Source organism: Kribbella sp. NPDC055110 (assembly GCF_053607525.1).
Map to the genome: position 1 here is coordinate 1 of NZ_JBSGTS010000033.1, position 25451 is coordinate 25451.

General features: G+C 69.4%; 25 protein-coding genes and 1 pseudogene. 15 read left to right on the plus strand and 11 right to left on the minus strand.

The features are described from left to right. Positions 1-1045: 1045 nt before the first annotated feature. Positions 1046-1594, minus strand: coding sequence for a helix-turn-helix transcriptional regulator (locus ACWF0M_RS33940; RefSeq protein ID WP_452239837.1), 549 nt, complete (start codon positions 1592-1594; stop codon positions 1046-1048). Between the two features lie 110 nt (positions 1595-1704). Here ACWF0M_RS33940 and ACWF0M_RS33945 point away from each other — a divergent pair, with 110 nt between their 5' ends. Together ACWF0M_RS33945 and ACWF0M_RS33950 are read left to right on the plus strand one after the other, a co-directional pair. Next, the gene (locus tag ACWF0M_RS33945) at positions 1705-2739 is read left to right on the plus strand and encodes an SDR family NAD(P)-dependent oxidoreductase (protein ID WP_452239838.1); all 1035 of its coding nucleotides are present in this window, start codon (positions 1705-1707) and stop codon (positions 2737-2739) included. Positions 2740-2887: 148 nt separating this feature from the next. Beyond that, the gene (locus ACWF0M_RS33950; RefSeq protein WP_452239885.1) at positions 2888-3691 is read left to right on the plus strand and encodes an SDR family NAD(P)-dependent oxidoreductase; all 804 of its coding nucleotides are present in this window, start codon (positions 2888-2890) and stop codon (positions 3689-3691) included. 62 nt (positions 3692-3753) lie between these two features. Here the strand turns inward: ACWF0M_RS33950 and ACWF0M_RS33955 are convergent, their stop codons facing one another. Further along, positions 3754-4770 (minus strand): LacI family DNA-binding transcriptional regulator, encoded by a 1017-nt coding sequence (locus tag ACWF0M_RS33955; RefSeq protein ID WP_452239839.1) that lies wholly within the window; start codon positions 4768-4770, stop codon positions 3754-3756. A gap of 116 nt (positions 4771-4886) precedes the next feature. Here ACWF0M_RS33955 and ACWF0M_RS33960 point away from each other — a divergent pair, with 116 nt between their 5' ends. Beyond that, positions 4887-5789 carry an amidohydrolase family protein gene (locus tag ACWF0M_RS33960; protein ID WP_452239840.1) on the plus strand — a complete coding sequence of 301 codons (903 nt, stop codon included), beginning with the start codon at positions 4887-4889 and terminating at the stop codon, positions 5787-5789. Next, positions 5786-6346 (plus strand): cysteine dioxygenase, encoded by a 561-nt coding sequence (locus ACWF0M_RS33965; RefSeq protein ID WP_452239841.1) that lies wholly within the window; start codon positions 5786-5788, stop codon positions 6344-6346. Before ACWF0M_RS33960 ends, ACWF0M_RS33965 begins: the two co-directional genes overlap by 4 nt. A 61-nt stretch (positions 6347-6407) precedes the next feature. Here ACWF0M_RS33965 and ACWF0M_RS33970 read toward each other — a convergent pair whose 3' ends face one another. Further along, a complete protein-coding gene (locus tag ACWF0M_RS33970; RefSeq protein WP_452239842.1) occupies positions 6408-7496 on the minus strand; it encodes a TIGR03118 family protein in 1089 nt (362 codons plus the stop codon). Between the two features lie 124 nt (positions 7497-7620). Between ACWF0M_RS33970 and ACWF0M_RS33975 the strand changes: the two genes are divergently transcribed. Next, positions 7621-8430, plus strand: a complete 810-nt coding sequence (locus tag ACWF0M_RS33975; RefSeq protein WP_452239843.1) for a PhzF family phenazine biosynthesis protein — start codon at positions 7621-7623, stop codon at positions 8428-8430. Positions 8431-8591: 161 nt separating this feature from the next. On the opposite strand, the gene ACWF0M_RS33980 is transcribed toward ACWF0M_RS33975, so the two are convergent. Continuing rightward, positions 8592-9215, minus strand: a complete 624-nt coding sequence (locus ACWF0M_RS33980) for a hypothetical protein (RefSeq protein WP_452239844.1) — start codon at positions 9213-9215, stop codon at positions 8592-8594. A 248-nt stretch (positions 9216-9463) separates the two neighbouring features. On the opposite strand from ACWF0M_RS33980, the gene kdpF reads away from it, so the two are divergent. The 7 genes from kdpF to ACWF0M_RS34015 all read left to right on the plus strand — a co-directional run bounded on the left by kdpF (position 9464) and on the right by ACWF0M_RS34015 (position 18089). After that, on the plus strand, positions 9464-9553 hold the full coding sequence (gene kdpF, locus ACWF0M_RS33985) for a K(+)-transporting ATPase subunit F (RefSeq protein ID WP_327638555.1): 90 nt from the start codon (positions 9464-9466) through the stop codon (positions 9551-9553). Continuing rightward, entirely contained in the window at positions 9553-11214 is a 1662-nt protein-coding gene (gene kdpA, locus ACWF0M_RS33990) for a potassium-transporting ATPase subunit KdpA (protein ID WP_452239845.1), read from the plus strand. The genes kdpF and kdpA overlap by 1 nt, the downstream gene beginning before the upstream one ends. A gap of 77 nt (positions 11215-11291) precedes the next feature. After that, entirely contained in the window at positions 11292-13292 is a 2001-nt protein-coding gene (gene kdpB / locus ACWF0M_RS33995; protein ID WP_452239886.1) for a potassium-transporting ATPase subunit KdpB, read from the plus strand. A gap of 16 nt (positions 13293-13308) precedes the next feature. Continuing rightward, entirely contained in the window at positions 13309-13941 is a 633-nt protein-coding gene (gene kdpC / locus ACWF0M_RS34000; RefSeq protein ID WP_452239846.1) for a K(+)-transporting ATPase subunit C, read from the plus strand. Between the two features lie 17 nt (positions 13942-13958). Beyond that, the gene (locus ACWF0M_RS34005; RefSeq protein ID WP_452239847.1) at positions 13959-16538 is read left to right on the plus strand and encodes a DUF4118 domain-containing protein; all 2580 of its coding nucleotides are present in this window, start codon (positions 13959-13961) and stop codon (positions 16536-16538) included. After that, positions 16516-17193: a response regulator gene (locus tag ACWF0M_RS34010; RefSeq protein WP_329004249.1), complete on the plus strand. Its 678-nt coding sequence runs from the start codon at positions 16516-16518 to the stop codon at positions 17191-17193. The genes ACWF0M_RS34005 and ACWF0M_RS34010 overlap by 23 nt, the downstream gene beginning before the upstream one ends. A gap of 53 nt (positions 17194-17246) precedes the next feature. Beyond that, positions 17247-18089 (plus strand): hypothetical protein, encoded by an 843-nt coding sequence (locus ACWF0M_RS34015; RefSeq protein ID WP_452239848.1) that lies wholly within the window; start codon positions 17247-17249, stop codon positions 18087-18089. On the opposite strand, the gene ACWF0M_RS34020 is transcribed toward ACWF0M_RS34015, so the two are convergent. Next, on the minus strand, positions 18074-19060 hold the full coding sequence (locus tag ACWF0M_RS34020) for a DUF5937 family protein (protein WP_452239849.1): 987 nt from the start codon (positions 19058-19060) through the stop codon (positions 18074-18076). The two genes, ACWF0M_RS34015 and ACWF0M_RS34020, sit on opposite strands and share 16 nt — an antisense overlap. A gap of 56 nt (positions 19061-19116) precedes the next feature. On the opposite strand from ACWF0M_RS34020, the gene ACWF0M_RS34025 reads away from it, so the two are divergent. Next, positions 19117-20097, plus strand: a complete 981-nt coding sequence (locus tag ACWF0M_RS34025; RefSeq protein ID WP_452239850.1) for an NADP-dependent oxidoreductase — start codon at positions 19117-19119, stop codon at positions 20095-20097. Here ACWF0M_RS34025 and ACWF0M_RS34030 read toward each other — a convergent pair. The 3 genes from ACWF0M_RS34030 to ACWF0M_RS34040 all read right to left on the minus strand — a co-directional run bounded on the left by ACWF0M_RS34030 (position 20094) and on the right by ACWF0M_RS34040 (position 23035). Further along, positions 20094-21515, minus strand: a complete 1422-nt coding sequence (locus ACWF0M_RS34030) for an aromatic amino acid lyase (protein ID WP_452239851.1) — start codon at positions 21513-21515, stop codon at positions 20094-20096. The genes ACWF0M_RS34025 and ACWF0M_RS34030 overlap by 4 nt on opposite strands. Positions 21516-21713: 198 nt before the next feature. Then, a complete protein-coding gene (locus tag ACWF0M_RS34035) occupies positions 21714-21959 on the minus strand; it encodes a type B 50S ribosomal protein L31 (protein WP_130388072.1) in 246 nt (81 codons plus the stop codon). Next, complete coding sequence (locus tag ACWF0M_RS34040; RefSeq protein ID WP_452239852.1) at positions 21956-23035, minus strand: CobW family GTP-binding protein; 1080 nt, start codon at positions 23033-23035, stop codon at positions 21956-21958. Before ACWF0M_RS34040 ends, ACWF0M_RS34035 begins: the two co-directional genes overlap by 4 nt. A gap of 75 nt (positions 23036-23110) precedes the next feature. On the opposite strand from ACWF0M_RS34040, the gene rpmG reads away from it, so the two are divergent. Together rpmG and ACWF0M_RS34050 are read left to right on the plus strand one after the other, a co-directional pair. After that, on the plus strand, positions 23111-23278 hold the full coding sequence (gene rpmG, locus ACWF0M_RS34045; protein ID WP_452239887.1) for a 50S ribosomal protein L33: 168 nt from the start codon (positions 23111-23113) through the stop codon (positions 23276-23278). Next, positions 23279-23493, plus strand: a pseudogene (locus ACWF0M_RS34050) (30S ribosomal protein S14). A 13-nt stretch (positions 23494-23506) separates the two neighbouring features. On the opposite strand, the gene ACWF0M_RS34055 reads toward ACWF0M_RS34050, so the two are convergent. From ACWF0M_RS34055 to ACWF0M_RS34065, 3 genes are all read right to left on the minus strand, one after another. Next, positions 23507-24265 (minus strand): IclR family transcriptional regulator, encoded by a 759-nt coding sequence (locus ACWF0M_RS34055; protein WP_452239853.1) that lies wholly within the window; start codon positions 24263-24265, stop codon positions 23507-23509. Positions 24266-24347: 82 nt separating this feature from the next. Further along, on the minus strand, positions 24348-24539 hold the full coding sequence (locus ACWF0M_RS34060; RefSeq protein WP_452239854.1) for a hypothetical protein: 192 nt from the start codon (positions 24537-24539) through the stop codon (positions 24348-24350). Continuing rightward, positions 24536-25426: a GNAT family N-acetyltransferase gene (locus ACWF0M_RS34065; protein ID WP_452239855.1), complete on the minus strand. Its 891-nt coding sequence runs from the start codon at positions 25424-25426 to the stop codon at positions 24536-24538. Before ACWF0M_RS34065 ends, ACWF0M_RS34060 begins: the two co-directional genes overlap by 4 nt. Between the last annotated feature and the right edge of the window lie 25 nt (positions 25427-25451).

Sequence of the window (25451 nt, forward strand, 5' to 3'; positions counted from 1 at the left end):
TGCGTCCGCGCGCCCCGTGCCACCGAGCGCCCCCGCGCCGCGCGCCACCCGCGCCGCGCACCGCCGACGGGCGCATGCGCCACCTGCGTCCGCGCGCCCGTGCCACCCCCTGCCCCTGCGCCGCGGGCCACCCGCGCCCGCGCGGCCCGACGCCCTCGCGTCACCTGCGGCCTCACGCCCGCACCACCCGCGCCACGCGTCCCGCGCCACCCGCGCCACCCGCGGCCCTGCGCCACGTGCCACCTGCGCCCCGCCACCCGCGCCCGGCGCCACGCGCCACCTGCGGCCTCACGCCCGCACCACCCGCGCCACGCGTCCCGAGCCACCCGCGTCCCGCGCCCCCGCCACCCGCGCGCACCTACCCACTCGCCTGCGTGCGTGTTGTGGGAGGCAGCGGATGGGTGGGGTTGGGGAGGGTTCCTTCCCGATCCGGGTAGAAAACCCTCCCCAACCCCACCTCCAACTGTGCCAGGAAGAGTCCGGTGGACTCCGCATCCAGGGGAGGCGCTGAAACCCTCCCACCAAGCGAGTCAGGCCACCACGGGTTCAGTCACACGAGTGGATATCCCCTGGTGTGGTGGGTTCTCTGCTGGTGTACGAGGGGAGAACCCCCAACACGAGGGGATATCCACTCGTGTATTCGTCGACGGCGCGGGCAGGTGACGCGAGCGCGCGCATGAAGGGGAGTGCGCGGATGGACGAGCGCGGCGTGGGCGAGCGCTGGCGCGTGAGCGCGGGTGGGTGAGCGCGCGGGATGTGTGGCGCGGGTGAGTGCGGGCTGTGTGCGCGGGTGAGTGGGCGCGCGGGATGTGTGTGGCGTGGGTGAGTGCGGGTGGATTGCACAGGTGGCGCGGGCGGTGGCCGCAGGTGACGCGAGGGCGTCGGGCCGCGGGGCGCGGGTGGCGCGCGGCGCGGGGGCGCTCGGTGGCACGGGGCGCGCGGACGCAGGTGGCGCATGCGTCGGCGGCGCGGGGGGCGGGCGGCGCGGGGGTGCTGGGTGGCGCGGGTGGGTGCGCGGGATGTGTGTGGCTGGGGTGTGGGTTGGTTAGGGGTGGGGGGGTGGGGTGGGTTTGGCGGGGGGGACTGTTTGGGCCCAGTTGGCCCAGTCGGCTAGGGCCGTGTAGAGGCGGATGCCTGCTTCGATGGTTACGCGCATGGACTGGGTTTGTTCGCTGTAGCCGAATTCGCCGCGGTCTTTGCGGGCGGCGTAGTCGCGGTACTGGTCGGCCAACTGGCGGTAGTACTGCGCTTCCGACTCGAGGTGGCGTTGCAGTTCGTCGGTGTCCATCATCCAGAAGAACAGTGACCGCAGCAGCGGTTGGAGCCGCATGGTGTGGTCGACGTCGACCTCGGTCAGCCAGCGCCTCACCTCGGCCACTCCGGTGTCGGTGATCCGGTACGCCTTCCGCCGCCGCGGCCCCTCGCTCTCGACCTCGACCAGCCCCTCGGCGGCGAGCTTGTTCAGCTCGGCGTAGATCTTCGGGTGCTGCGCCGGCCAGATCGAACCGAGGACCTCGGTGAACCGCCGGGCCAGGTCGTACCCGCTGGCCGGCCCCTCGGCGAGCAGCCCGAGCAGCCCGTGCCGCAACGACATACCGCCTCCTCGCTGACGTCGTACGCCATCTTGACATGTCCCCACGGACACGTGCATGCTCGCATATGTCCCAAGGGACATGTCCTGGAGAACATCTCAAGGGAGTCGATATGACGCAAGGACGGGTGGTTCTCGTCACCGGATCGACCGGCGGCATCGGTACGGCGACGGTCGAGCTGCTGCGACGCCGAGGATTCACGGTGTACGCCGGGGCGCGCGGACGGGCCGATTTCGGGCCGGAGGTGCGCGTGCTGCCGCTGGATGTGACGGATCCGGAGAGTGTCGCGGCGGCGGCCAAGCGGGTCGCGGGTGAGGTCGACGGGCTGTGGGCGGTGATCAACAACGCCGGCGTGATCGTGCAGGGCCCAGTCGAACTGGTACCGGCAGACGAGTGGCGGCGGCAGTTGGAGGTGAACACTCTCGGCCCAGCCTCAGTAATCCGCGAGTTCCTACCCCTCCTCCGCGCGGGTTCCGCGACGGACGGTTCGTCACTCCGCACGGAGACGGCGGCGGACGGATCGCCATCCCAGGCTGGGGCGGTAGCGGACGGTTCGTCACCGCGCACGGCGGCGGATGGAGCGGCATCCCGCGCTGGGGCGGGAGTGGGCAGTTCCTCATCCGGGGCGGCGGACGGTTCATTACTCCGTGAGGGGGCGGGGGCGCGCCGGGCGGTTGTGGGGCGGATTGTGAATGTTGGTGCTCCGACGGGGCGGGTGGCGATGCCTTTGCTTGGGGCGTTGTCGGCGAGCAAGGCTGGGCTGGAGGCGATGTCGAATGCGCTTCGGTTGGAGCTGGCGGCGTGGAAGATCCCGGTCGTGGTGATCGAGCCCGGGACGACCGAGACGGAGATCTTCGCGCGTGCCGGCGCTGCTGCGGACGCCGCGATGCAGTACGCCGACCGGGACCGAATCAGCCTGTATCAGCCGCACCTGGCCGCCTACGAGAAGGCGATGGCCCGCTTCAAGCCCGGTCCGGTGGACAAGGTCGCCGAGGTCATCGTCCGGGCGGTCGAAGCGCGCCGCCCCAAGCGCCGGTACGCCGTCGCCGAGGCCCGCACCCTCGGTGCAATCCTCCCCAAACTCCCGGCCGCCCTCCGCGACCGCATCCTCACCAACGCCGTCGGCCTGAACGGCATCAAACCGTGAGCACGGTGGCGCCGGGCGGAACCGTGCCGGGATCTGTCGCGCGGCTGTGGGTGGGCCGAGACGGAGCGATGGGTCGCGTGCGCAGAACCGCGCCCGGAGCTGCGGCGCGCGTCGGTGGCGGGGGTGAGTTGTGAGCACGGTTGTCGTGGTGGGGGCTACTTCGGGGATTGGGCGGCGGGTTGCTGAGGGGTTGGCTGAGGGTGGGCATCGGCTGGTTCTGGTGGGGCGGGATGCGGGGCGGGCGGCGGCACTTCGGGAGCGGTTGCCGGAGGCGACGGTGATTGTGGCGGATGTGTCGGCGAAGGCTGGTGTCGAGCGGGTCGCGGCCGGGGTGGCGGACGTCGGGCGGGTCGACGTGCTGATCAACAACGCGGGTGTGATGACGCCGACGCGGCAGGAGAGTGCGGACGGGGTCGAGCTCAATCTCGCCGTACATCATCTGGCGCCGTGGTCGACGCTAGCGTTGCTAGCGCCGCTGATTCCGGCCGGCGGGCGGGTCGTGAACGTGAATTCCGAGGGGCACCGTTCGCCGATGCGCGGTGGGACGGTACGGGTCGATCCGGAGCGGTTGGCGGACGGGCCTGAGGCGTTCGACCCGTTCCTGACCTACAGCCGGAGCAAGCTCGCCAACCTCTTGTTCACGTACGAGCTGCAGCGTCGACGACCCGACTGGAACGTCGTCGCCGTACATCCCGGCGTCGTGCGAACGGACCTCGGGCGCCAGTTCCCGCGCTGGCAGGTCGCGGCGATCACCGCGTTCGCGCTTCCCGCGCGGAAGGGCGCCGAGCCGATCGTCCGACTGGCGATCGGCGAGGAAGCGCCGACGGGGTACTACGACCGGTTCAGCAAGGTGCGGTCGTCGCCGATCTCGTACGACGAGGAGCTGGCGCGGCGGGTGTGGGCGGCGACCGAGGAGCTCGCGGGCGTCCGGATCATGGACACCGGGAAGTAAGTGTAGTGAGTTAGTCTAGTTTCGAGGGCGTGGAACCTGTCGCGCGTCGTTCGCCGTCTCGCTCACGGGACACTGCTGGGCGGGGCGGCGACCGAGCCGCGTTCGATCAGGGTCGGCGTGAGCGTGGTCCGGCGGACGCGGCGGTTGGTGTCGACGGCGGACGTGACGCGGGAGACGACGTGGCTGACCAGCTCGTCGAGCGGCCAGTGGAACGTCGACAGCGGCGGCGTGAGCAGCTGGGACATCGGCTGGTCGTCGTAGCCGAGCAGGGACAGGTCTTCCGGGATTCGCAGGCCGAGCTCGCGGGAGGCGGCGTACACGCCGAAGGCCATCGAGTCGGCGAGTGCGAGGATGCCGGTCGGGCGCCCCGTGCCGGACAGCAGCGTCCGGGCGACGGCGGTCGCGCCGGCCAGGTCGTGCGGGCATTTCAGCAGGCGGATCTTCAGGCCGAGGTCGGCCGCGACGCGTTGTGCGATCTCCTCGGCGGGGCGCTCCACTTCGAGGCGACGGGTCGCGCTCAGTACGGCGATGTCCCGGTGGCCGGCGTCGGACAGGCGGCGCAGCGCCGTACTCACGCCGGTCTCGTTGTCGAGGATCACCTCGGACTTCGCCTTCGCGCCGGGCAGCGCGTCGCCGATCGCGATCACCGGAGCCTGCTGGGCGATCGCGGCCCAGGCCTTCGCGGCCGGGTCGATCGGGATCACCACGATCGCGTCGGCGCGGTGGTCGACCAGGTGCTGGGCGAGCTCGAGTTGGCGGTCGGCGTCGCCGGCCGAGTCGATGATCCAGGCGTTCCGGTCCGGGGCCAGGAGCTCGCGGCCGAGCGCGGCGGCGACGCGTTGCTGCCAGAGGTCCTCGAGCGAGGCGCACAGCACGCCGATGGATCCGCTCCGGCCGGAGGCGAGCGCGCGGGCGACCGGATCGGCCTGGTAGCCGAGGCGCTCGGCGGCGTCCTGGACGCGCTGCCTGGTCTCGGGCGTGCCGTGCAGACCGCGCAGTGCGTACGACACGGCGGCCATCGAGAGCCCGGTCTCGGCGGCGATGTCCTTGAGGGTCGGCCTCCGGCTGGTTCCGGACATGTCCATGACCCTAGCCCGAGCCTCGGACAGAAACTTGACACCAGGCCGTTTGAAGCGCTTCACTCTAAACATCCTGAAGCGCTTCAATCTGATCAAACGGGCGAGAGGAGGAGCCGATGATCGACGTCCACCAGCATCTGTGGCCGGAAGCTTTCGTCGACCGGCTCCGGGCCCGCCGCGAGCCGCCGTACTTGGACGGCTGGACGCTGCACACCACGTGCGAAGCGCCGTACGACGTGGATCCGGCGGCGCACGAGCTCGGTAAGCGGGTCGCGCTGGAGCAGGACTCCGGTACGACGCTGGCCGCCGTGTCGCTGTCGAGTCCGCTCGGCGTCGAGGAACTCGGGGACGCGGAGCTGCTCGCCGCCTGGCACGACGGGGCCGCGGAGTTCCCGAAGCCGTTCCGGGCGTGGGCTTCCGTCGACCTGCTCGAGCCTGATGTCACCGGGCTGGAATCCCTTCTGAACAAGGGGTTTCTGGGACTGCAGTTGCCGGCGCACGTCCTCGGCACACCGAAAGGTTGGGAGGCGCAGGCGGAACTGCTGCGCGTCGCCGAGCGAGCCAGTCGGCCGATCCTGGTGCACCCCGGTACGGCGCGACCGGCCGAGGCACCGGGCTGGTGGGCGCCTGTCGTCGATTACACGGCACAGTTGCAGGCGGCCTGGTGGGCGTGGCATGCCTTCGGCGGGCGACGCTCGTACCCGAATCTCCGGTTGTGCTTCGTTGCCGCCGCCGGTCTCGCGCCGGTGCACCACGAGCGGCTGGCCGCGCGCGGCGGGCGGCTCGGGACCATCGACCCGAATCTGTACGTCGACACGTCGAGCTACGGCCCGCAAGGGATCGACGCGGTCGCGCGGGTGCTCGGCATCGACCAGGTCGTGCACGGCACCGACCGGCCGTACGCCGACAGCACCGAACTCCGCCAGGGCGACGCCGCGACCGCGGTGATCCGCCACGACAATCCACACCGGCTGCTGTTCGGCTCCGGTACATCTACTCCTGAGAGGGGAGTGCAGTGACTGCTCAGCCAATCGACGTACCCAACGTCCCGGCTCGCCAGGCCAGCCGGCTCGTGGAGCTCAACAACTGTCTGTCCCTCGACGACCTTCCGGGACGTGATCTCACCCCTGACGAGCTGGCCGAGCTGGCCGGCGGCCTCGCTGCGCAGCCGCACCTGTGGGAGGACAAGGTCGCCTACAGCGACGACGAGCGCGTCTTCGCCTCGCTGCACCGCGACGCCAACGTCGACGTCTGGCTGATCTGCTGGACCCCGGTCAACGACACCGGCTGGCACGACCACGACGTCTCCTCCGGCGCCGTCGCGGTCGCCCGCGGGAAGCTCGTCGAGCACAACCTGGCCATCGGCGTCGAGTCGGTCGAGACCGAGATCGAGGCCGGCGACGTGTACGGCTTCGGCCCGGACCACATCCACCGCGTTGTCGGCCTGGACAAGGGGAGCGTCACCGTCCACGCCTACAGCCCGCCTCTGTGGCGCATGGGTCAGTACTCGGTCAAGGACGGCGTACTCCGCCGAGTCTCCGTCTCGTACGCCGACGAACTCCGCCCGCTCGACTGACGCCGAGGGAGCGGGGAGTTCTACTGGCCTTCGCAGGTGGGTAGAGCTCCCCGGTCCCCGTCTACGGCTTGCGGAGTTGGCCCAGGAGGCCGTGGGATTCGTCGTCGGGGCCGGCGGAGAACCACAGGACGTCGGTGCCGCCGGTGGTGGCGGTGCCTTGGAGCAGGGCCCAGAGGCCGTCGATCGCCAGGATCCTGCCTGACGGTGTGCGGAGCAGGCCGGCGAAGCTGTAGCCGCCGTACCGCTTCGGGTGGAAGACGCTGATGTGCCCGTCGCCGAAGTTGCCGACGAACAGCGTGCCGGCCGGCTGGCCCCACGCGGCGGGGGCGAGGGCGAGGCCCCACGGGGCGTTCAGCGTGCCGCGCGATGCGACGCGGGTGACGAGCTTGCCGTCGGCGGTGTACTCGTCGACGAACCCGCGACCTGGGCCGGCGATCTCGTCGTTGGTCTTCGGATCGAGCAAGGCGTAGGCGACGAAGATCCGGTCGTCCAGGGTCTGCACGTTGAAGGGTGCGTAGCCCTTCGGCAGCCTGGTGTCCCGGAACGCCCAGCGCGGCAGCTTCACCGGCTGGAACGAGCTGTCGAACACGTCGATCCGACGTTGGGCGAAGTTGGCGGCGTACAGCTGGTTTCCGGCCAGCGCCAGTCCCTTGTACACGGCACCGGGCGTCGTGGCCTTGATCTCGGCCGGACCGATCAGCGCGTCGACCTGCGGACTCCAGGCGGCGATCTGGCCGGTCTCGGTGGCGAAGATGAACCGGGCCGGAGCGCTGACGGTTCCGTTGCTGAGCACGAACCCGCTGCCGCCGTTGGCCACCTGACCGGTCGGCGCCGGCAGGGTCACCCGGACCGTCGGCACCTTCGTGGCGGTGCCCGAACCGGGCGCGGACGAGTACAGCGTCGACGTCGACGTACCGTTGTTGGACGACCACAGCGGGGTGGTGGCGCCGAGCGACAGACCCCACGGATTCACCAGGTCCGGATCCTGGAGTGCAGCCTTCCCTGGTTGGTCGGAGACCAGGTTGACCTGCTGTACGGCGAGTGGCGGACGGGACCGGTGTGCGTCAGCGGTGGCCGGAGCGATCAGCGCCAGACTGGTGGCCAGTGTGGTCGCGACTGCGAGTGGACGGCCCTTCGAACGCAAAGACATGACGTTTCCCCCTCGATCGGGATGTCGGACACCCTCGACACGGGCCGTTCGGCCGGGTGGTTCAAGGCCACTGGCGACGAAAGTGGATATGGAACCGGTCCACGGCGGTCGTTAGCGTCGAGCCATGAGGATTCGGGTAGTCGACGCGTTCGCCCAGCAGGCCTTCACCGGGAATCCGGCCGGAGTGTGCATCCTCGACGCGGGTGCCTGGCCGGACGAGGGCTGGATGCAGAGCGTGGCCGCGGAGATGCAGCACGCGGAGACGGCGTTCGCGCGGCCGTCCGAGGCTGAGGATGCAGACTGGGACCTGCGGTGGTTCACGCCGGTCGTCGAGGTGGACATGTGCGGGCACGCGACGCTCGCGACCACGCACGCCCTGGTCGCCGACAGTCTCGTCACCGATCGGGTCCGCTTCAGCACCCGGAGCGGGATCCTCTCGGCCTCGGTGGACGAGGGCCGAATCATCTTGGACTTCCCGATCTCTCCGGTCGCGCCGATCGACGTACCGGACGGGCTCGTCGAGGCCCTCGGCACCAAGCCGGAGGAGGTCTGCAGCACTGGGCCGTTGACCGATGTGCTGGTCGTGCTCGCGGACGAGGCTGCGGTGCGGGCGGTTGCTCCGGACCTGACCCAGCTGGAGAAGATCAACCGGCGCGACCACAACCGGGGCACGATCGTGACGGCACCGGCCGACGGCGAGTACGACTTCGTCTCGCGGTTCTTCGCGCCGGTGGCCGGCATCCCCGAGGACCCGGTGTGCGGGAGTGCGCACACCGCGCTGGCGTCGTACTGGTCGGCGCGCCTCGGGCGGGACGCGCTGGTCGGCTACCAGGCGTCCGCCCGCGGCGGAGTACTTCAGATCACCGTCGCCGGCGACCGCGTCAACCTCGGCGGTACGGCGGTCACCATCCTGGACGGAGAGCTGCTCGTCTAGGTCCTGTCTGGCAATCCATCGCCTACTGCGGGGCACTCGGCACGGCACCTCGCCGCACGGGTGCAAAGGGAACGATGCTCCGCATCGACCCCTTCGCCCCCGCACGCCGATGCACCGCACCGAGCACCTCCTCGCTACGGCGCTGGATTACCAGACAGGACCTAGGCCCAGGTCTCGGCGTGGGTGGCGACGCCGTTCGGGGCGATGAGTTCGGTGACGACGTCCTCGGCGTCCGCGTCGAGCGGCTCGAAGGGCGGCTCGGGTACGACGTACGCGCGGGCGCCGGCCACCATCTCGATACCGGGCAGCTCGAACCACGCCTCGCCGACCTCACGGCTGATCTCGTAGATCGCCTGCTCGGCGGAGTCCACCGGGTCACGGTCACCGGACTCGTCCAGTTCGGCCGGGTGCCGCTCCTGCGCCGCGCGTCCGGCCTCGAGCAGGGCGTCCAGGTCGTACACGCGCAGGTCGAACCGCGACACCACGCTGATCACCTGGTCCTCCTCGACGTCTTCGTCCTCCTCGTCGTCGACCGCGTCGTCCAGCAGCAACGGCGACGTACCGGTGTGTTCGAAGACCGCGTCGTTCCAGTCCTCGACCACGCCTTCGAGCGCGGCGTTGTGCTCGAACAGCGTGGTGTGATCCTCGTCGCCCGTCATCGCGAGCAGGGCGTCGGTGTGCGCCTGGAGCCGCTCGGCGAGCTTGCGGCTCGCCTCGGCCAGGGCGGTCCGGGTCTCCGCGGAGAAGAACTGCTCGGCGGGGGCGGTGCTGTCCAGTTCAGTCACGTGCGTGTTCTTCCCTTATCTGTTGGCTGGGTTTGCCAGGCGTAAGTATGTGAGAAGCCTGTGAGAGCTGTGTCGGCGGGTGTGAGAGGCCTGCGAGAACCCTCCTGACCGGGCAGTCAACGGTGTGCAGTGAAGGCATGTGCACTTTCGTTGTGGCTGAGGGTCGTCGTGTCTGACGTTATCTATCTCGCCGTCACCGTCGTCGTCTTCGCGGCCGTCTGGCTCGCGTTGCGTGGAGTGGAGAAGTTGTGAGCGCCGAGAACATCGCCGGCCTGGTCGTGGCCGCTGCTCTGGTCCTCTATCTGATCGCCGCCCTGGTCTTTCCCGAGAGGTTCTGATGTCCGACACCGCAGCCGGCCTGTTGCAGGTCGGCCTTCTCCTCGCGTGCCTGGCGGCGGTCTACCGTCCGTTCGGTGGGTACATGGCCCGGGTCTACACGTCCGACAAGGACCTGCGGATCGAGCGCGCGACGTACAAACTGTTCGGCGTCGACTCGAAGGCCGATCAGACCTGGGCAGTCTATGCCCGCTCGCTGCTCGCGTTCTCCGCGCTCAGTGTCGTCCTGCTGTACTCGCTCCAGCGGCTGCAGCACTGGCTGCCGCTCTCGCTCGGCCTGCCGAACGTGGAGTCGGGGCTGGCGTTCAACACCGCCGCCTCGTTCGTGTCGAACACGGACTGGCAGAGCTACGTGCCCGAGGCGGTCATGGGCCACCTGGTCCAGTTCGCCGGTCTCGCGGTGCAGAACTTCCTGTCCGCGGCCGTCGGCATCGTCGTCGCGATCGCCCTGATCCGCGGCTTCTCCCGGTCGAAGACGGATCGGCTCGGCAACTTCTGGGTGGACCTGACCCGGACCGTACTGCGGGTGTTGCTACCGATCGCCGTGATCGGGACCGTGGCGCTGGTCGCGATGGGCGTCGTACAGAACTTCTCCGGCGCTCACGAGGTCACCTCGGTGGTCGGCCAGACGCAGACCCTTCCGGGCGGCACCGTCGCCAGCCAGGAGGTCATCAAGGAGCTGGGCACCAACGGCGGCGGCTACTACAACGCCAACTCCGCACACCCGTTCGAGAACCCGAACCCGTTGTCCAACCTGTTCGAGATCTTCTTGCTGCTGGTCATCCCGGTGTGCCTGACCCGGACATTCGGCGTGATGGTCAAGGACAAGCGGCAGGGGTACGCGATCCTCGGCGTGATGGCGACCATCTGGTCCGCTTTCGTCGTACTCGCGACGCTCTTCGAGCTCCAGGGCGCGGGCTCCGCGACCCAGGCCGCCGGGGCCGCGATGGAGGGCAAGGAGACCCGCTTCGGTGAGTGGGCGTCGACCCTGTTCGCGGTCTCCACGACGGGTACGTCGACCGGCGCCGTGAACTCGATGCACGACTCGTTCACGCCGCTCGGCGGTGGCGTGCCGCTGTTCCACATGATGCTGGGCGAAGTGACACCAGGTGGTACCGGGACCGGGCTGTACGGCATGTTGATCCTGGCCGTACTCGCGGTGTTCGTCGCGGGCCTGATGGTCGGCCGTACGCCGGAGTACCTGAAGAAGAAGATCACCGCGCGCGAGATGAAGCTGGTCTCGCTCTACATCCTCACCACGCCGACCCTGGTCCTCGTCGGGACCTCGATCGCGATGGGCCTGGCGACGGCGCGTGCCTCGATCCTCAATACCGACAGCCCGCACGGGTTCTCGGAGGTGCTGTACGCCTTCACGTCGGCCGGCAACAACAACGGCAGCGCGTTCGCCGGGATCAGCGCGAACATCCCCTTCTACAACACGGCTCTCGGGCTGGTGATGCTCCTCGGCCGGTTCGTACCGATCGTGTTCGCGCTCGCCCTCGCCGGATCGCTCGCGCGGCAGCACCCGGTCCCGGTGACCCAGGGCACGCTGCCCACTCACAAGGCCCTGTTCGTCACGATGCTCGTCGGTGTCGTCCTGATCGTGACCGGGCTGACCTACTTCCCCGCACTGACTCTCGGACCCCTCGCGGAGGGACTGTGACCACGCTGACCAAGCCGCCCGTTCAAGCATCGGCGGCACCTTCGAAGAAGACGTCGTCGGGTCTGTTCGACCCGAAGATGTTGCTCACGTCGCTGCCGGACGCGCTGCGCAAGCTCGATCCGCGGGTGATGTGGAAGAACCCGGTCATGTTCGTGGTCGAGGTGGGTGCGGCCGGATCCACGATCCTGGCCTTCACCGACTCGAGCGTGTTCGTCTGGTGGATCGTGGTCTGGCTCTGGCTGACGGTGATCTTCGCGAACCTCGCGGAGGCCGTCGCCGAAGGCCGGGGCAAGGCCCAGGCCGAGACGCTGCGCCGCGCCAAGACCGAGACCACCGCGCGCCGGCTGACCGCGAGCGGCGACGAGGAAGCGGTTCCCGCCACCCAACTGCGGCTCGGCGACCTGGTCGTCGTCGAGGCCGGACAGATCATCCCCGGCGACGGTGACGTCGTCGAGGGCGTCGCGAGCGTCGACGAGTCGGCGATCACCGGCGAGTCGGCCCCGGTCATCCGCGAGTCCGGCGGCGACCGCAGTGCGGTCACCGGCGGTACGAAGGTGCTGTCCGACCGGATCGTCGTGAAGATCACCACCAAGCCCGGTGAGAGCTTCATCGACCGGATGATCGCGCTGGTCGAGGGCGCCTCGCGGCAGAAGACGCCGAACGAGATCGCGCTGAACATCCTGCTGGCGAGCCTGACGATCGTGTTCCTGATCGCGACGGTCACGCTGCCGACGTTCGCGGCGTACGCGCACACGAACCTGAGCATCGTGATCCTGGTGGCCCTGCTGGTCTGCCTGATCCCGACCACGATCGGTGCGCTGCTGTCCGCGATCGGTATCGCCGGCATGGACCGGCTGGTGCAGCGCAACGTGCTCGCGATGTCCGGCCGCGCGGTCGAGGCCGCGGGCGACGTGAACACCCTGCTGCTGGACAAGACCGGCACCATCACGCTGGGCAACCGGCAGGCGTCGGAGTTCATCCCGGTCCAGGGCGTCAGCGACACCGAACTCGCGGACGCGGCGCAGCTGTCCAGCCTCGCCGACGAGACGCCGGAGGGCCGGTCGATCGTCGTACTGGCGAAGAACGGCTACGGGCTGCGCGAGCGGCACACCGGAGAGTTGCCGCACGCAACGTTCGTGGAGTTCACCGCGCAGACCCGGATGAGTGGCGTGGACGTCGACAACCGGCAGGTCCGCAAGGGCGCAGCGGGTGCGGTGAACGCGTGGATCGGCGAGCACGGCGGTACGACGGACGCTCGGCTCGGTGAGATCGTCGACGGGATCTCGGCCTCCGGCGGTACGCCGCTGGTCGTTGCCGAGAGCATCGACGGTACGGCGCGCGCGCTCGGGGTGATCCACCTCAAGGACGTGGTCAAGGCGGGGATGCGGGAACGGTTCGACCAGATGCGCGCGATGGGCATCCGGACCGTGATGATCACCGGCGACAACGCGCTGACCGCGAAGGCGATCGCCGACGAGGCCGGGGTCGACGACTTCCTGGCCGAGGCGACGCCCGAGGACAAGATGGCGCTGATCAAGAAGGAGCAGGAGGGCGGCCGGCTGGTCGCGATGACCGGCGACGGCACCAACGACGCTCCGGCGCTGGCGCAGGCCGATGTCGGCGTGGCGATGAACAGCGGGACGTCGGCCGCCAAGGAGGCCGGCAACATGGTCGACCTCGACTCCAACCCGACCAAGCTGATCGAGATCGTCGAGATCGGCAAGCAGTTGCTGATCACCCGCGGTTCGCTGACCACGTTCTCGATCGCCAACGACGTGGCGAAGTACTTCGCGATCCTGCCGGCGTTGTTCGCGGCGGCGTACCCGGGTCTGGACAAGCTGAACATCATGGGGCTGCACTCGCCGGAGTCGGCGATCGTGTCCGCCATCGTGTTCAACGCGCTCGTCATCGTGGCGCTCGTGCCGCTGGCGCTGCGGGGCGTCCGGTACAAGCCGTCGTCGGCGTCGGCGATGTTGCGGCGCAACCTGCTCGTGTACGGCGTCGGCGGTCTGATCACCCCGTTCGTCGGAATCAAGCTCCTCGACCTGGTGATCTCGTTGATCCCTGGGCTGCGGTAGAGAGAGGTAGTTGTCAATGGCAAGCAACCTGCCCGGCTCGGTCCGGCAGTTCGGAGTGGCGCTCAGGGCGCTGCTCGTCTTCACGGCGATCCTCGGGATCGTCTACCCGCTGGTGATGACCGGCGTCGCCCAGGCTTTGTTCCACGGCAACGCGAACGGGTCGATCATCAAGGTGAACGGCAAGGAGGTCGCCTCCGACCTGATCGGCCAGGCGTACACGATGGACAGCGGCAAGTTGGACTCCGACGGCAAGGCGATCATGGTCGCCGACCCCAAGTGGTTCCAGACCCGCCCGTCCGCGAGCGACTACGACGCGAAGGCCAGCGGCGGCTCGAACCTCGGGCCGAACAACGCCGACCTGGTGGCCGCGATCGACGAGCGGCGCAAGACGGTCGCGGCGCTCGAGGGCGTCGCCCCGTCCCAGGTCCCGCCGGACGCGGTCACCGCCAGCGGTAGCGGTCTCGATCCGAACATCAGCCCGGCCTACGCCGCTCTGCAGGTCAACCGGGTCGCCCGTGAGCGGGGCCTGAGCGTCGCGCAGGTCCAGAAGCTGGTGAAGGACAGCACCGAGGGCCGGACCCTGGGCTTCCTCGGGGAGCCCCGGGTGAACGTGGTCAAGCTCAACGCCTCCCTGGCTGCGCTGGGCTGAGCTGGGAGCATGGGTGTATGAGTAATCGCGGCCGCGGGCATCTGCGGATCTATCTGGGGGCCGCGCCCGGCGTGGGGAAGACCTACAAGATGCTGAGCGAGGGCCGCCGTCGGCGCGCCCGGGGAACCGACATCGCGGTCGGTTTCGTGGAGACCCACGGCCGCAAGTACACCGGCGAGATGCTCGACGGCCTGGAGACGGTGCCGCGGCGGATCGTCGACTACCGCGGCGCCAGCTTCACCGAGATGGACCTCGACGCGGTCCTGGCCCGGCGGCCGGACGTCGCGCTGATCGACGAGATGGCGCACACCAACGTGCCGGGCAGCCGACACGAGAAGCGCTGGCAGGACATCGACGAGCTGCTGAACGCCGGGATCGACGTGATCTCGACGTTGAACATCCAGCACCTCGAGTCGATCAACGACGTGGTCGAGAAGATCACCGGCGTACCGCAGCAGGAGACGGTCCCGGACCGGGTGGTGCGGGCCGCGGACCAGATCGAACTCGTCGACATGACGCCGGAGGCACTGCGCCGGCGGATGGCCCACGGGAACGTGTACGCCGCCGACAAGATCGACGCTGCCCTGGGCAACTATTTCCGGGTCGGCAACCTGTCGGCGCTGCGGGAGCTCGCGCTGCTCTGGCTGGCGGACCGGGTGGACGCCGGTCTGCAGCAGTACCGCGCGGAGCACGACATCGACTCGACGTGGGAGGCCCGGGAGCGCGTGGTGGTCGCGCTGACCGGCGGTCCCGAGGGCGAGACGCTGATCCGGCGTGCGGCGCGGATCGCGGCGCGGTCGTCCGGCGGCGATCTGCTCGCGGTGCATGTGGCGCGGTCCGACGGACTGACCGGCGCGAACCCGAGCAAGCTCGCCCAGCAGCGGAACCTGGTCGAGAAGCTTGGCGGCACCTACCACCAGGTCGTCGGCGACGACATACCCACCGCGCTGCTGACCTTCGCGCGGGCCGAGAACGCCACTCAGCTCGTCCTCGGCGGCTCGCGCCGGAGCAGGCTGTCGACATTGCTCAGCGGGCCGGGCATCGGGTCCACGACGATCCGTGACTCCGGCGATATCGACGTACACCTCGTCACACACTCGTTGATGGGCCGCGGCAGGTTGCCCAGGATCCGGGGCAGTGTGTCCCGGAAACGGAAGATCCAGGGCTTCGTGCTGGCCGTCGTTCTGCCGCCGGTGCTCGCGCTGGTCCTCGGGCTCGGCGGCGACACGCTCAACCTGACCAGCAACGTGCTGGCGTTCCTGTTCGCGGTCGTCGTGGTGGCGCTGGTCGGCGGGATGTGGCCGGCGATGGTGACCGCGATCGCGGGCTCGCTGGTGCTGAACTGGTTCTTCACCCCGCCGAAGCGGACGTTCACGATCGCGGAGCTGAACAACGCGTTGGCGTTGCTGATCTTCATCCTGGTCGCGGCCATGGTCAGTACGGTCGTCGACCGCGCGGCCCGCCGTACCAGACAAGCGGCCCGGGCGGCCGCGGAATCGGAGACGTTGGCGACCCTGGCCGGATCGGTACTGCGGGGCGAGACGGCGTTGCCCGCCCTGCTGGAGCGGGTGCGCGAGGCGTTCGGGATGACCGGGGCGTGCCTGATGGAGCGCGTGGACGACGATGAGCTGACCGAGGTATGGCGACCGGTGGCCTCGGCCGGGTCGCTCACCTGCACCCGGCCCGAGGAGGCCGACGCGGAGATCCCGGCCCGCGACGACCTCGTGCTGGTGCTGCAAGGGCATCAGCTGGAGGCGGACGAGCGGCGGCTGGTCGGGGCGTTCGCGGCGCACGCGGCGGCGCTGGTCGATCGGGCCCGGTTGAGTGAGGCGGCCGCCGAGGCGAAGCCGCTCGCCGAGGCCGACAAGCTGCGTACGGCGCTGCTTCGGGCCGTCGGTCATGACCTGAGATCCCCGTTGGCGTCGGCGAAGGCGTCGGTGACTTCGCTGCGCAGCGACGATGTGGAGTGGAGCGAATCCGAGCGGGCCGAGCTGCTGGAGACCGCGGACGAGTCACTAGACCGGCTGTCGCGGCTGGTGGACAACCTGCTCGACCTCAGTCGCCTGCAGGCCGGCGTACTCCCCGTCTTCACGCGCCCGATGGCGCTCGACGAGATCCTCCCCGGCGCACTGTCCGAGCTCGGGGACGACGCCGATCGGGTCACGGTCGACATCCCACACACGCTGCCGCTGGTCGAGGCGGATCCGACGCTGCTGGAGCGCGTGGTCGCGAACCTGCTGGCGAACGCGATCCGCTACTCGCCGGACGGCCGGGCGCCGCTGGTCACCGGGAGCGCGCTCGGCGACACCGTGGAGATCCGGGTGATCGACCGCGGGCCCGGCATCCCGCGGCAGCATCGGGACCGGGTGTTCGCGCCGTTCCAGCGGCTCGGCGACACCGACAACACGGTCGGCGTCGGGCTCGGACTCGCCCTGGCCCGAGGACTCGCCGAGGCGATGCACGGCACTTTGCAGCCCGAGGACACCCCAGGTGGTGGACTGACCATGGTGGTGGCGATCCCGACCGCCCCCACTGATACGCCGGTCCCCGGCACCCGCGAACGATCGGAGCAACGTGACTCGGGTATTGGTGGTTGATGACGAGCCGCAGATCGTGCGGGCGTTGCAGATCAACCTGAAGGCGCGCGGGTACGAGGTGCATCTGGCCGGCACCGGTACGTCGGCGTTGAAGGTCGCCGCGCAGCATCCGCCGGAGCTGGTGATCCTCGACCTCGGGCTGCCGGACTTCGACGGCGTGGACGTGATCCGCGGACTGCGCGGCTGGACCGACGCGCCGATCCTGGTGCTGTCCGGGCGCACCGACCAGACCGACAAGGTCGAGGCGCTGGACGCCGGCGCGGACGACTACGTGACGAAGCCGTTCGGGATCGACGAGCTGCTGGCCCGGATGCGCGCCGTACTCCGGCGCAGCAACATCGCTCAGGACCAGCCGGTCGTGACCGTCGGCGGCGCCGTCGTCGACCTCGCCGCCAAGCGTGTCACCCTGGAGAACGGCGAGGACATCCGCCTGACGCCGACCGAGTGGCACCTGCTGGAGGTCCTGGTCCGCAACCCCGGCAAGCTGATGTCCCAGCGCCAGCTCCTCACCGAGGTCTGGGGCCCCGGCTACGAGACCGCCAGCGGCAACCTCCGCTTCTACATGGGCCAGCTCCGCCGCAAACTCGAACCCGACCCCGCCCGCCCGAAACACCTCCTCACCGAACCGGGCATGGGTTACCGCTTCGAGCCGTGAAGCCTGTCCGATTCGTTCAAGACTTGTCGGTGGAGATGGGTAAGGGTGGGGGCATGGACATCTTCACGGCAGGGCGGGACTTTGTACGGCGGGACGCTCGGGTGCTCGAGCGGCGGCTCTTCGGGACGGTTTTCGAGGGGGCTGATCCGCAGGGCGTGATCGACGCGCTGCGTGGGTTCCAGAACGCCGACGGCGGGTTCGGGCAGGGGCTGGAGCCGGACAAGCGGTGTCCAGACAGTCTGCCGCTGGACGTCGAGGTCGCGTTCGACACGATGCTCGCGGCCGGCGCTCGGGACGAAGAGATGATCCGGCGGGCGGCGGACTGGCTCGACCAGACCGCGACGGCCGACGGTGCCGTGCCGTTGTGCGGCCCGGCCGTGGAGGGCTACCCACGCGCCGAGCACATCTCTGAGTGGACCTACCAACCCGGCATCAACCCGACTGCGGGCCTGGTCGGCCGGCTGCACAAGCTCGGCATCGAGCACCCGTGGCGCGACCGCGCCGCCGTGTGGTGCGCTACGCAGTTGGCTGAGGGTTTCCCGGAGGACGCGCACGGCATGCTCGAGGCGCTCACGTTCCTGGAGCACTCGGACGGCGTCGACTTCGACCGCATCCGCGAGTGGCTCCCCAAGCTCGGGCACTACCGTGCCGATGTCGCGGACCCGACGTACGGCGTGACTCCGCTGCAGTTCGCGCCGGCTCCGGACAGCTTCTGGCGCCCGCTCTTCACCGACGCCCAGCTCGACGCGCACCTCGACCGCCTGATCGAGGACCAGCAAGACGACGGCGGCTGGGCGATCAGGTGGGAACCGCCCGGCCCGGCCGCCACCCTCGAGTACCGCGGCATCGTCACAGTCGGCGCCCTCCGCACGTTGAAGGCCTACAACCGGCTCTGATCGATCAGCTGGTCGGCCAGGGGAGTCCGCGCATACAGGACGACTCGGCCGGCCCGGGAGCGCGAGACCAGACCGACGGCCAGGAGAGCGGTCAGGTGCTGGGAGATGGCGCTGGGGGAGACCGCACGCCGTCGGGCGAGTTCCCGGGTGGAGGTCGGGGCAGCGAGATCGGTCAGCAGGGACGCCCGCGGTCTACCCAGCAGGACTTCCAGCGCGCGGGACGTCGGTGCGCTCTGCGGCGACCAGAGGGTGCCGATGCCGCGCGCCGGGTACGCGACGGTCGGAGGCTCGGACGGGTCGACCGGACTGATCGCGTGCTTCGCGAACAGCGTCGGCACCAGCCAGAAGCCCCGGCCGCGTACGTCGGTGTCGTAGTCGAGCCGGTACGACGAGACTCGCAGCCGCAGTACGCCGTCGGACCACTGTGCTGATGGATCCAACCCGGTCAGCACTGCGGCCGCACCGTCGCGGGCGAGCAGTTGTGCGCGGTGGATCATGTCGGCTTCGAGCAGCATCCGCATCCGGGGCCAATGCGGCTCCACGGCGAGTTCCCAGTACGACGCGATCGCCGTACCGATCCGATCGCGGAGCCGGCGCGGGGTCTCGCACAGCTGCTCGAGGACGGGCGGGAGGCGGCGACCGTCGTACGCGCGGATCACGTCGGCCACCGCGCGGCGCGGCGGGGTCGCGCGGACCTTCGCGAGCTCCTCCTCGACGTCCGGCAGCGGTGAGGAGGGTCGTGGCGTGATGAAGTCGGGCAGCCAGTGAACCTCCGGAGCGACCAGCGTCATCAGCAGTTCGCGCTCCGGGTGGTTGTGCAGCAGCGCGCTCGTCCGGCGGATCCAGGGCAGGTGTACGACGTGACTGGACGGCTCGGTCAGCGCCCACAGGCTGGTCGCGGTCTCGAGCAGCGGCGAGCACGCGAAGCGCATGTCGGCGAGGTCGTCGACGCCGAGCCGGTAGCTGATCATTAAGCACTACGCTAACTCTCTGGTGGCGCCACCGTCGGCTGATCTTGGATGACCTGATGCGAGAGATCCAGCTGATCGGCCGTCCCGACGGCGTCCCTACCGCCGACCTCTTCGCGTCGGTGCAGTCACCGCCGCTCATCGCCCGGCCAGGCACTGCTTTGGTCGAGAACCTTTGGCTGTCGGTCGATCCGTACATGCGCCAACTGATGGACGTCGACGAGTTGTGGCCGCTGAACACCCCGGGCGAAGGTCGAGCTCTTGGGCGGGTCGTCCAGAGCGAAACCCCGGAGTACACCGTCGGCGACATCGTGTTTCACGGGCAAGGCTGGCGCACACACGCAGTCGTCACTCCCGAGGCGAGTCGCCGGATCGACGAGACTCCCGGCGTACCGCTGTCTGCACATCTCGGGATCCTAGGTGGCACCGGGCTGAGCGCGTACGTCGGCCTCAAGCGCGTCCTGAACCTTCAGCCTGGCGAGACGTTCCTGGTGTCGGCAGCCGCCGGCGGAGTCGGTACGGCGGCGGCGCGGATCGCGAAACTGCTCGGCGCCGGCCGCGTGATCGGTACGACCGGGTCGGACGAGAAGGCGAAGCACCTGGTCGCCGAGGTCGGGTTCGACGCGGCGATCAACTACCGGAACGGTGATCTGGTCGAGCAGTTGGCCGCCGCCGCACCGGACGGTGTCGACGCGTATCTCGACAACGTCGGCGGTGAGCACCTGGCCGCGGCGATCGACGTACTGAAGCAGAACGGCCGGATCGCGTGGTGCGGTGCGGTGTCGACATACAACCATCAGGCCGAGGTCGCGCCGCGGAACCTGTACGACATCGTCGAGAAGGAGCTGCGGCTGGAAGGGTTCCTGGTCCGCAACAACCTCGATCTGCGCCCCGAGCTGATCGACCTTCTGACGCCGCATCTGCAGTCGGGTGCTGTGGTCTCCGACGAGACCGTCGTCCACGGGATCGACCAAATGGTCGACGCTTTCCTAGCAATGCTACGCGGCCAGAACGTCGGCAAGATGCTCGTCCGTCTTTAGCCCGATTCGGCGGGATGTTCGACCTGGCGGTCGCCCCATTGGGTGAGGACGCCGCGGGCGATCTCCAGGTCTTCGCGGAGCGATCGGTCGGCGAGGTCGTCGGGCAGGGTCGCGAGGGCATCCGTCAGCCACGGACCTACGGCCGCCGGGGCGAGATCGTTGGGAGTCAGGCCGGCCAGGCGGATCGCGCGGACGGCGGTCACGAGCTCGCTGGCGAGGACTTCGCGGAGGGCGTCGAGGAGTTGCTTCGTCAGTACGGCGGCTTGCGGCGCGAAGCTGGCGTGCAACTCGGCGCCGCGGGACAGCGTCGCGGTACCGAGAGTCGCGGGCTGCGCGGCCGACCGAACCGCGGCGAGCGCGTCATGGGCGACGTACTCGATCATCATCACGCCCGAGCTCGCCTCGGCGCCGCTGGCCAGGAACCGGCTGAGGCCGGTGTAGTCCGGGTCGACCAGGTTCGCCACGCGGGTGGTCGAGAGGGTCGCGACGCTGTGCAGGCTGAGGCGCAGCGAGTCGAGTGCGAGCGCGATCGGCATCGCGTGCCAGTTGCCGTTGTGCAGCACGGTGCCGCCGCTCACCAGCGGGTTCTCCGCGGCCGCGTTGATGTCGATCCGCACACTGTTGCCCAAGGCATCGGCATGGTCGACGGCGGGCCCGAGGACCTGCGCGAAAGCCCTTAATCCGAACGGATCCTGCACCCGGGCGGGACGGAGCGGTAGCTCGTCGAGCAGGTCCCGCATCCGACGGGCGACCCGGACTTGCCCCGGCTGCGGACGGGCCTCGTGGACGCGCACGTCGTACACCTCGGCGTTGCCGCGGAGCGCGACGTGCGAGAGGGCGCCGACCAGCGGTACGACATTGATCAGTGTGGCGGCCTCGACGTACGCGAGGCAGCACTCGGCAAGCGTGAACGCATTGCTGGACAGCAGCGGGAGCGCACTGGTTCCGTCGATGACGTCGCCGAGCGCGAGCCCGAGTTCGGCGAGCGGACCGAGGTCGCCGGTGCCGATCGCGCCGCCACGGTGCAGGTCGGGCAGGTCGTCGTCGTTGAGCAGACCAACGATCGCGTCGGCCACCGCCGGGTCGAGCCCGGACCCGCCCGCCGCGAGCTGGTTGACCCGGATCAGCAGCCCGAGCCGTACGACGTCCTTCGGGAACGACGTCGTACCGGTCGTGGAATGCGATGCGAGCAGTCGCGCGCCGTGCTCCGGGTCGGACGTCAGTACGTCACGGTTCGCCCCGACGCCCGTGGTCCGCCCGTACACCGGCCGCCGGCTAGCGACCTCGGCCACCACCTGCGCCGACTCGTACATCCGCTTCCGCGCGTCGTCGCTCAACCGCACCGCCGTACGCCGCTGCCCGAGCGCCACCGCCTCCAACGGCGACAGCCCCGCGCCCGTGAGTTCAACCGGCTCCATGCGCACAGTGTGATCCGCCCCACCCGCTCACACCCAGCACCCCACGCCCCTTCGCGTCTCGAATCCGAGACAGACCGTCTTTGTGCACCGGATCCGTACTCGAACGGCCGCCGGACACATATGTGGTGCACAAAGTCGGCTCCCGGGACATGCGAAACGGCCCGCTCGAGGACTCGAGCGGGCCGTTGGGGTACGGCGTTACTTCTGGCCGTAGCGCTTGCGGAACTTCTCCACGCGGCCCTGGGTGTCCATCACGCGCTGCTGACCCGTGTAGAACGGGTGGCTCGCGGACGAGATCTCGACGTCGACGACCGGGTAGGTATTCCCGTCGTGCCACTCGATGGTCTCGTTGCTCTCGCGGGTCGAACCGGTGAGGAAGCTGAAGTTGCCGGACTTGTCCCGGAAGACGACCCGGCGGTAATCGGGATGGATGTCCTTCTTCATGCTGCTGTACTTCCTTCCAAGTAGGGGGCGAACGGATCGGTCAGTGGATGAACCGCTTCGTCCGCACGGAGGACACAACCATCGAGGCGCTCGCGTAATTCCCGGACGTCCAGGTCGACACCGGTCAGTGAGAGGTACGACGCGCGGTCGCCGTACTCGGGATGCCATTCGAGGGCCGACCGCGCCTGGTGCTGCTGCCCGACGGCACTCCAGCGATCGGCGGGGAGGTCGGCCAGCCACGGACCGAGGACGCCGATCGACACGTTCGTGCCGAAGCTGTCCCAGCTGAGCCGGTTGCGGTGCTGGGTCGCGATCCAGAGCGTGCCGCGGCCGCGGGCCGTGCCGGCGACCAGCTCCTCGAGGGCGTCGTACAGCCTCTCGGGGTGGAACGGGCGACCCGACTGCCAGACGAAGGTGCGTTCTGACGGTGCCGCGATCGAGCCGGGTTCGACGGTGGCGCCCGGAACATGCAGCCGTACGCCGAGCAGGCCGGACGGACTGGTCTTGATCAGGAGCCTCGGGTTGATCGCCTGGACGAGCGCGCGGGTGGTGTCGTCGTCGGTGGTGAGAACGGCTGCGTCGGCGTACTCGAGCTTCCTGATTGCGACCTCGGCGATTGCGCGACCGTCCTCGGCTGCGGTCGGGATGCCGCGCTCGCGGATCAGCTCCTCGCCGGTGAGGTCGGCGATCGCGGTGCTCGTGTCGACGGTGGTGATGACCGTGTCGACGCGGAGGTCGGTGTGGTGGTCGATCTCGGTCGCGATCGCGTGCGTGTCGCCGGCGGTCGGTACGTCGACGAGCGCGACGTCGTACCGCTCGACCGCCGCGATGCTCGCCAGCAGCTGGACCAGCGATCCGCGCATCGCGCAGGAGACGCACGGGTGCTCCATCGTGATCACCTCGCGGTCGATCACGCCGGTGGCGGTGCGCGCGATCCGCACGACGGAGCCGGCGCTCAGGGTGCTCACGTCGTACTCCACGAGAACGCCCCGCGGGCCGGCGGCGGCCAGCAGATTCCCCGCGACGGCGCCGCGGAACCCGTCGTCGAGCCCCGTCAGCAAGGTCACCGGAATCATCTGCTCTCCTGTCTTGTTGAAAACGATAACCAGTACAAAGTACCCTATGGGTCACCGGTGAGAGACGAGGACAGCATGGCCAAGCACAACGAACTCCGCCCCATCATCAAGCTCCGCAGCACGGCGGGTACCGGCTTCACCTATGTAACGCGCAAGAACCGCCGGAACAATCCCGACCGCCTGGTAATCCGCAAGTACGACCCCAAGCTCCGCGCCCACGTCGACTTCCGCGAAGAGCGCTAAATGGCCACCACGGCGAAGATCGCCCGCAACAACCACTGCCGCCGGACCGTCGCCCGCTACTCCGAGCGACGGGCCGTGTTGAAGGCGATCATCGCCGACCCGGGTACGTCGGCCGCCCTCGCGGCTACATCGGCAAAGCCGGCCTCTCCCGAATCCACTTCCGAGAACTAGCCCACCAAGGCCAACTCCCCGGCATCACCAAGTCCTCCTGGTAGTCCGGTGAGGTGTTCAGCCGTGGAGGCGGCGGGTTAGGGCTTTGGCTGCTTGGCGGATTTTGTGGGCGAGGTGGGGGCGGTCGGTGGTGGGGACTGCGTCGGTGCGGAAGGTGACGCTGATGGCGGCTACCGGGTGGCCGGCGTGGTCTACGGCGGCGCTGGCTACGGAGGCGACGCCGGGGGTGATGAAGGAGTCCTCTACGGCGAAGCCCTGGCGTTTCTCCTCGGCGAGGATGCGGCGCAGTTGGGTGAGCGTCTGCGGTCCGAGATCGGTTCGCCGTACGAAGGACTCCGGCGCCGGGAACAACGCCCGTACCTGAGCCGGCGGCAGCTCGGCCAGCAACGCGCGACCGGACGCCGTGAGCGTGGCGGGCAGTCGTACGCCGACATCGGTCACCAATGTGACGGGCCGCGGTGGCTGCTCCTTCAGCAGATACACCAGCTCCCGCCCATGCAGTACGCCGAGATGCGCCGTCTGACCCACCTCGTGCACGAGCTGCGCGAGCAGCGGCCGCGCCAACCGCTCGAGCGGATCGTGCCGCAGGTACGCGGACCCGATCTCGAAGGCCGCCACCCCGAGCCCGTACCGCTTCTCCTCGGGCAGATGGACGACGAATCCCTCGTCGATCATTGCCCGCAGCAAGTGGTACGTCGACGAGCGCGGCAACCCGACCGCGGAGGCGATGCGCTCCATCGGTACGGGACCGGGCTGCGTGGCCAGGAACGTCAGGACCCGCAGGGTACGGGTCGAGGCGGGAACGTTGCCGCTCACAACCGCACTGTAACCCGCCGCCTCGTTACGTCCGAACAACTGGCGAGACGTTCCGCCGGTTCTTCGGACGTAGCAGGAGGGCTCAGATCCCGGAGGATTGGTGTTTCTTCGCGCGGCTCCGGTGCAGCCAGAAGCGGAAGCCTTCACCGGCGACCGCGACCGCGAACAGCCCGCCCGCCACACCCCAGTCCATGAACGACGACCCGGACAGCACGTACCCGATGACGAGCGACAGCACCAGGAAGAACGTCAGCGAGATCGCGAGCCGCTTCACAGGTCCTTCTCCGCGGTCCACGCGCCTCCGGTCTCCCGGTAGCCGAGCCACCGGTTGACCGCGAGCATCGGCTCGTTCGCCGCGTCGTTCCCGGTCGACGCGACCGTGAACCCGGCATCCCGGGCGCGAGCGAGCGCCACGGACTTCACCACCTTCGCCAGCCCGCGGCCGCGCGCCGAGGGGATCGTCCCGGTCAGGTTCGACCAGATCAGCTTCCTGTCCGGGTCCGCGGTCGTGGTCACGAACGACAGCACCCGGTCCCCGTCCAGTACGGCGACACTCAGGTCGTACCGGTTGTCCGGGTTCGACCACGACGTACGCACCCATTCGTCGTACTCCGGTCCGCCCGACAGCCCGCTGGGGTCGTCGTCGCGCACCTGGACCTCGGCGTCGTACAGCTGTCGCGGATCCAGTTCGTCGTACGTCGCCACGCGCAGACCCTCCGGCGGCGCGACTGGCTCGCGCGCCGCGGTCAGGTCGGCCGCGGAGTGCGACATCCGCCGCCCGATCGTGAACCCGCGCTTGGTCGCGAACGTCTGCGAGTCGTCACCCACGACCACCAGCAACCGCCCGGCGCCGAGCTCCACGCAACGCTCTGTGATCGCGGTCGTCAACGCACTCCCGATCCCGCGCCCGCGGTACTCCGGCGGCACCTGGATCGTGACCCGCACCCGCGGCGCCTCGGCGTCCGGCGGCGGGAGGTAGATGTTCGCGTACCCGACCACGTCCGCGCCGTCGACGGCGATCAGCACCTCCTGGCTCTGACCGTGCTTCAGCTGCAGCTCGATGGCCCGCGCGGTCTTCACCAGTTGTGGCATCGCCGCGGCCCAGACCCGGGCGATCCCCACCGCATCCTCCGGACGCGCCGTCCGGATCTCGAAGACCATGGCAGGACTCTACGGCTACCGAGGG

Coding starts and splice junctions, on each gene's coding strand:
- ACWF0M_RS34005 (WP_452239847.1), top strand. CDS start 13,959: ATGAGTAATCGCGGCCGCGGGCATCTGCGGATCTATCTGGGGGCCGCG.
- ACWF0M_RS33960 (WP_452239840.1), top strand. CDS start 4,887: ATGATCGACGTCCACCAGCATCTGTGGCCGGAAGCTTTCGTCGACCGG.
- ACWF0M_RS34065 (WP_452239855.1), bottom strand. CDS start 25,426: ATGGTCTTCGAGATCCGGACGGCGCGTCCGGAGGATGCGGTGGGGATC.
- ACWF0M_RS34015 (WP_452239848.1), top strand. CDS start 17,247: ATGGACATCTTCACGGCAGGGCGGGACTTTGTACGGCGGGACGCTCGG.
- ACWF0M_RS33975 (WP_452239843.1), top strand. CDS start 7,621: ATGAGGATTCGGGTAGTCGACGCGTTCGCCCAGCAGGCCTTCACCGGG.
- kdpA (WP_452239845.1), top strand. CDS start 9,553: ATGTCCGACACCGCAGCCGGCCTGTTGCAGGTCGGCCTTCTCCTCGCG.
- ACWF0M_RS34035 (WP_130388072.1), bottom strand. CDS start 21,959: ATGAAGAAGGACATCCATCCCGATTACCGCCGGGTCGTCTTCCGGGAC.
- kdpC (WP_452239846.1), top strand. CDS start 13,309: ATGGCAAGCAACCTGCCCGGCTCGGTCCGGCAGTTCGGAGTGGCGCTC.
- ACWF0M_RS34020 (WP_452239849.1), bottom strand. CDS start 19,060: ATGATCAGCTACCGGCTCGGCGTCGACGACCTCGCCGACATGCGCTTC.
- rpmG (WP_452239887.1), top strand. CDS start 23,111: ATGGCCAAGCACAACGAACTCCGCCCCATCATCAAGCTCCGCAGCACG.
- ACWF0M_RS33955 (WP_452239839.1), bottom strand. CDS start 4,770: ATGTCCGGAACCAGCCGGAGGCCGACCCTCAAGGACATCGCCGCCGAG.
- ACWF0M_RS33945 (WP_452239838.1), top strand. CDS start 1,705: ATGACGCAAGGACGGGTGGTTCTCGTCACCGGATCGACCGGCGGCATC.
- ACWF0M_RS34025 (WP_452239850.1), top strand. CDS start 19,117: ATGCGAGAGATCCAGCTGATCGGCCGTCCCGACGGCGTCCCTACCGCC.
- kdpB (WP_452239886.1), top strand. CDS start 11,292: ATGTTGCTCACGTCGCTGCCGGACGCGCTGCGCAAGCTCGATCCGCGG.
- ACWF0M_RS33970 (WP_452239842.1), bottom strand. CDS start 7,496: ATGTCTTTGCGTTCGAAGGGCCGTCCACTCGCAGTCGCGACCACACTG.
- ACWF0M_RS34040 (WP_452239852.1), bottom strand. CDS start 23,035: ATGATTCCGGTGACCTTGCTGACGGGGCTCGACGACGGGTTCCGCGGC.
- ACWF0M_RS33940 (WP_452239837.1), bottom strand. CDS start 1,594: ATGTCGTTGCGGCACGGGCTGCTCGGGCTGCTCGCCGAGGGGCCGGCC.
- ACWF0M_RS34030 (WP_452239851.1), bottom strand. CDS start 21,515: ATGGAGCCGGTTGAACTCACGGGCGCGGGGCTGTCGCCGTTGGAGGCG.